The sequence below is a fragment of the Spongiactinospora gelatinilytica genome, assembly GCF_003236385.1.
Taxonomy (GTDB): Bacteria; Actinomycetota; Actinomycetes; order Streptosporangiales; family Streptosporangiaceae; genus Spongiactinospora; species Spongiactinospora gelatinilytica.
In genome coordinates this window covers 1-3,178 of record NZ_POUA01000570.1, presented here as the reverse complement: position 1 = coordinate 3,178, position 3,178 = coordinate 1, and the positions used below count along the sequence as shown (strand labels likewise).

Here is a 3,178-nt window from a genome sequence, read left to right as displayed (position 1 = left end):
CCCGGTCCCCGCCCCCACCACCCTGACGCCCGGCACTTGACGCGGGGGCGGGCCTGCAAGTTAATGTCAACATGAAGTCAAGTGAGATCATGCGGATCGGCGAACTCGCCGAGCGGTTCGGCCTCGCGCCGCACGTCCTGCGGCACTGGGAGGCGATGGGCCTGCTGGCCCCCGCCGCCCGGGTGAACGGCCGCCGCCGCTACACCGCCGACCACCTCGTCCGCGTGCTGACGATCATCCGCGCCAAGGCGGCCGGCATGAGCCTGGAGCAGATCCGCGAGGTGCTCACCGTCTCCGGCCAGGCCGAACGGCACGCGCTCCTGCAACGCCACCACGACGAACTGGAGCGCAGGCTCGCGGAGATCACGGCCTCCAAGGCGCTGATCGAACACCTCATGCGCTGTACGGCGGACGACTTCACTCAATGCCCGTCCTATCGCCGCATTGCCGAGACCGCTCCCGGCATTCAGAATCTCCACGAATTGCAATCCGGCGACTGTGTGGTGTCTGATGTTCAGTGCGAAATGAGGTGAACGATGAAGTCGTGGATCCTCGTCATCGCCGCCGTCGTCCTGATCCTGCTCGGCGGTCTGTGGACGCTTCAGGGCATCGGCGTCGTGGGCGGCAGCGCGATGACCGGCGACACCACCTGGGCGATCATCGGCCCGATCGTGGTGGTCGCCGGTCTGGTGGCGGCGTTTCTCGCGCTGCGCGGACGCTCTGGCGGCGGCTGACCTAGAACGCGATCTCGCCGGGCAGCGGGGTCGCCGAGAAGAGGCCGTCCGGATCGACGGCGGACTTGATGGCCAGCAGGCGGGTGGTGTTGGCGCCGTAGGCGTGCGCGATCTGCTCCTCCTCGTCCGGGCCGAGCAGGTTGACGTAACCGCCGGGCAGGGCGTGCGGGGCGAGGGCGCCCGAGGTGGATCGGGCCCACGCCCGATGCCGCTCGCCGCCGGTGTCCTCGGCGGGCCAGACGGCGATGATCTCGGCCATCAGGTGCGGCTCCCGGATCGGGAAGGCCGTGTCCGAGACCGGCACCCGGGTCGCCGCGCCGTGGAAGTGGTGCAGCCCGAGCGCGGACAGCGGCGAGGTCAGCGCGCCGCCGTACTCGGTGATCACGTCCGCGATCGGGGCGGTCAGCTCGGGCACCGAGCGGGTGCGGATGACGACGTGCCGCCCGGCGGGGAACATCTGGTCCCGCTGGGCCAGGAGGCCCGCCAGGGACACCGCTTCGAGCTGCGCCATCAACGGGTCGCCCAGCCGGGTCAGCGCGCGCAACGGCCCTTGCTCGGCCGCGGCGAGCGCCGGATCTCCGCTCCAGGTGGGGAGCAACATCACCACGGGGGCGCCGTCGGGCCCGGCGCCCACGGCGGTCTGCACGGTGAGTTCGTCCGGGGTGGACGGCAGGAGTTCGCGGAGCAGGCCCAGCACCTGCCCGGCCTGCACCCACGGATAGATGATCATGCCCGCCACCACGGACGGCACCTCGTGCAGCCGGATCGTGGCCGAGGTCACCACGCCGAAGTTGCCGCCACCGCCGCGCAGCGCCCACAGCAGGTCGGGCTCGCTTTCGGCGTCCACCCGCACCAGCGAGCCATCGGCCAGTACGACCTCCGCGCCCAGCAGGTTGTCGGCGGCCATGCCCGCCCGCCCGGCCAGCGGGCCGTAGCCGCCGCCGAGGGTCAGGCCGACCATGCCGACCGAGCCGATCGTGCCGGACGCGGCGACCAGCCCGAACGGCTCGGCCGCGCCGAGAAGGTCGTTCGCCGTGGCGCCGCCGCCGATGTCGGCGCGGCGCCGTTCCGCGTCGATCCGGACCTTGCGCAGGCCGGTCAGATCCAGCGTCAGCCCTCCGTCGGCGAGGGCCCGCCCGGCCCAGTCGTGCCCGGCCCCGCGCACCGACAGCGGCAGTCCGTGCTCGCGGGCCACCCGGACCCCCGCCTGCACATCGGTGACCTCGGCACACCGGACCACCACGGCGGGCCGCCGCCGGATCGCGCCGTTCCACAACGCCGTCACGGTCGCGTACTCAGGCCCGTCGACCAGCACCCGTTCGCCGGGAATCCGGCCCCGGAGCGCGGCGATGGCGTCCATGACGGTCTTCGCGTCGGGCGTGCTCTGCATGGTCGTACCACTCCTCGGGGGTCGTTCGTCTGAGGGGCATGCGGGCATTCGCCGGGAAGCGGCCACAGGTAATGGGGCCCTGACGGCGCGGGGGGTGCGTTGAGATCACCCGGCGTGCGCCGGGCGCGCAGGTGCCGGCCGGCCTTCAGGCCGGGTTCAGGTCACAGGCCGCGAAGAGCAAGCGTGATCGTGCGGCATGACAGCGGAGGGAGGCGTCCAAGATTTCCTCATGACTGCTGGGCGAATTGTCTGTCATGCGTATCTTCTAGAGACTCGCCCGCCATTCGACAGTCCGTTAACTGTCCGATTTCTGACTATTCGCACTGAAGCTGTTCAGCGGGTGGTGGGATGGGGGACCAGGCGCCGGAGGGTGTCGGAGGGCTCCAGGCCGAGTTCGTCCAGCAGGATGCGGCGGCACTGCTCGTACTGGCGCTGCGCCGCCGCGCGGTTGCCCGCGGCGAGGTGGGCGTCGATGAGGACGCGGTGGGCGCTCTCGCGCAGTGGCTCGGCGCGCACCGCCGACAGGGCGGCGGCGACCGCCTCACCGTGCCGGCCGGCCGCGGTGAGCCGCCGGGCCATGGCCTCCAGGGCGTACAGCCGGAGCTGGTGGTACTGCTCCTGCTCGATCAGCACCCACTCGTTGTCCGACCACTCGGGCAGCAGGTCGGCGGACAGGTCGTCGCGGGTCCGCCGGTCCAGGATGTCATCGCACCGGCTGGACTTGTCGAGCAGCCGGTGGGCGCGGGCCGCCGCCGCGTTCGCCGGTCTCGCGGCGGCGCCGGTCGGCCACGCCCCGGCGTCTGACCTGCGCCACCAGCGGGACGGAGGTCTCGGCGGCGGTGATCGCCTGCTCGGGGACCCTGCGGGCCACCCGGGCGCGGATGTTCGGCCACGAGATGCCCAGCATGCCGCCGATCATCGTCACGATGCCCAGCACGTCGAACGTGCGCGGCACCTGCACCCCCGCCGCCGCGCCCGTCCCCAGCAGCCAGGTCAGCACCCCTTGTTGCAGGTGCCGCCCCGCGTTGCGGGCGAACGACCGCAAACCCCCGCC

Annotated in this window: 5 protein-coding genes; 2 read left to right on the top strand and 3 right to left on the bottom strand. The window is 72.1% G+C overall.

The genetic code is table 11. The features are described 5' to 3' along the window. Positions 1-89 precede the first annotated feature (89 nt). Positions 90-533, top strand: coding sequence for a MerR family transcriptional regulator (locus C1I98_RS37050; RefSeq protein ID WP_111171934.1), 444 nt, complete (start codon positions 90-92; stop codon positions 531-533). 3 nt (positions 534-536) lie between these two features. Beyond that, positions 537-734, top strand: a complete 198-nt coding sequence (locus C1I98_RS37045) for a Sec-independent protein translocase family protein (RefSeq protein ID WP_111171933.1) — start codon at positions 537-539, stop codon at positions 732-734. A 1-nt stretch (position 735) separates the two neighbouring features. Here the strand turns inward: C1I98_RS37045 and C1I98_RS37040 are convergent, their stop codons facing one another. The 3 genes from C1I98_RS37040 to C1I98_RS42225 all read right to left on the bottom strand — a co-directional run. After that, positions 736-2,124 carry an FAD-binding oxidoreductase gene (locus tag C1I98_RS37040; protein WP_111171932.1) on the bottom strand — a complete coding sequence of 463 codons (1,389 nt, stop codon included), beginning with the start codon at positions 2,122-2,124 and terminating at the stop codon, positions 736-738. A gap of 333 nt (positions 2,125-2,457) precedes the next feature. Then, a complete protein-coding gene (locus C1I98_RS37035) occupies positions 2,458-2,784 on the bottom strand; it encodes an AfsR/SARP family transcriptional regulator (protein WP_267898109.1) in 327 nt (108 codons plus the stop codon). 43 nt (positions 2,785-2,827) lie between these two features. Beyond that, a partial coding sequence (locus C1I98_RS42225; RefSeq protein ID WP_158558355.1) for a hypothetical protein occupies positions 2,828-3,178 on the bottom strand: 351 nt, incomplete at its 5' end.

What these genes read in the sequence shown, in the direction of transcription:
- C1I98_RS37050 (WP_111171934.1), top strand. Translation starts at nt 90, where the DNA reads ATGCGGATCGGCGAACTCGCCGAGCGGTTCGGCCTCGCGCCGCACGTC.
- C1I98_RS37045 (WP_111171933.1), top strand. Translation starts at nt 537, where the DNA reads ATGAAGTCGTGGATCCTCGTCATCGCCGCCGTCGTCCTGATCCTGCTC.
- C1I98_RS37040 (WP_111171932.1), bottom strand. Translation starts at nt 2,124, where the DNA reads ATGCAGAGCACGCCCGACGCGAAGACCGTCATGGACGCCATCGCCGCG.